Source organism: Frigoribacterium sp. CFBP 13605, from assembly GCF_014839405.1.
Classification (GTDB): domain Bacteria; phylum Actinomycetota; class Actinomycetes; order Actinomycetales; family Microbacteriaceae; genus Frigoribacterium.
Map to the genome: position 1 here is coordinate 1 of NZ_JACYNS010000204.1, position 1434 is coordinate 1434.

2 protein-coding genes are annotated in these 1434 nt (G+C 75.9%); both read right to left on the reverse strand.

Translation table 11 applies throughout. The features are described from left to right. Positions 1-98: 98 nt before the first annotated feature. Positions 99-611 (reverse strand): cyclic pyranopterin monophosphate synthase MoaC, encoded by a 513-nt coding sequence (gene moaC, locus IFT36_RS16020; RefSeq protein WP_056048856.1) that lies wholly within the window; start codon positions 609-611, stop codon positions 99-101. Continuing rightward, positions 608-1434: molybdopterin-binding protein (locus tag IFT36_RS16025; protein WP_249408696.1), on the reverse strand; the 827-nt coding region annotated here is incomplete at its 5' end. The genes IFT36_RS16025 and moaC, both read right to left, overlap by 4 nt.

Sequence of the window (1434 nt, forward strand, 5' to 3'; positions counted from 1 at the left end):
TCGCGCGGTCTCGTCGGGCGCGGTCACGCCGGGCGCGGTCACGCCGGGCGCGGTCACGCCGGGCGCGGTCACGTCGGCCGTCTCGTGCGGGGCGCCGCTCATCGCGACCAGTCCCCCGACTTGCCGCCCTGCTTGTCGAGCACCTTGATCTCGCCGATCACGGCGAGCGCGTCGACCGCCTTGATCATGTCGAAGAGGGTCAGGGCCGCGACGGACGCGGCGGTCAGGGCCTCCATCTCGACCCCGGTGACGCCCCGGGTCGAGACGCGGGCGATCACGGTGACCTGCGCCTCCGTGGTCTCGAAGTCGACGGTGATCGCGCCGAGCGGCAGCGGGTGGCACAGCGGGATGAGCGTCGGCGTCTGCTTGGCCGCCAGGATGCCGGCGATGCGGGCGGTGCCGAGGGCCTCGCCCTTGGGCAGCGATCCGTCGACCAGTCGCGCGACGACGTCGGGCCGGGTGGTCAGCACGGCCTGGGCGGTGGCGATCCGCTTCGTCTCGGACTTGCCGGTCACGTCGACCATGTGCGCGGTGCCGTCCTCGCGCACGTGCGAGAGCGGGGCGTCGGTCGGGGCGTCGGTCGGCGGCACGTCGGGCGGGGTCGGGGTCATCGGTCGGCCTTCTCGTGGGGGGCGGGGTCGTCGAGCGCCCAGACCTCGACCCGGTCGTCCGCGTCGACGCGGTCGACCCCGACGGGGATCGAGACGAGCACGGTGGCCTCGGCGTGGGCGGCGAGCAGGTGCGAGCTCGGCCCGCCGACGAGGTGGGCGCGCCCGTCGACGTCGACCCGGCCGCGACGCAGCTGGTGCTTGCCGACCGGCGAGTCCACGGGGTGCGCCATCGGCACGGTCCAGCGCCGTCGGGGCAGGCCGACGCCGGTGACGCCCTGCAGGGCGGGGCGCAGGAAGGCCTCGAACGACACGAGCGAGCTGACGGGGTTGCCGGGGAAGCAGACGACGGGCAGCTCTCGGTCGTGCACGCGGATCGTCCCCCAGCCCTGCGGCCCGCCCGGTTGCATGGCGACCGGACCGAACGTGACGCCGGCACCCTCGAAGGCGTCGCGGACGACCTCGTAGGCACCCGCGCTGACCCCGCCGCTCGTGAGCACGAGGTCGACCTCGTCGGCGTGGCGGGCGACGACGGCGAGCAGGGCGGCCGCGTCGTCGGTCACCCGGGCGGAGGTGACGACGACGCCGACCTCGGCGAGCGCCGCGGCCAGGGCGACGCCGTTCGCGTCGTGGATCTGGCCGGGCCCGAGCGGGGCACCGGGTGCGGCGAGCTCTTCGCCGGTCGACACCAGCAGGAGGCGCGGGCGGCTCCGTACCTCGACCGCGTCGATCCCGGAGGCGGCGAGCACGCCCCACCGCGCGGGCGTCAGTCGCGTCCCGGCCGCGAAGAGCACGGAGCCCGCGGCGACGTCGCTGCCCGCGGCGC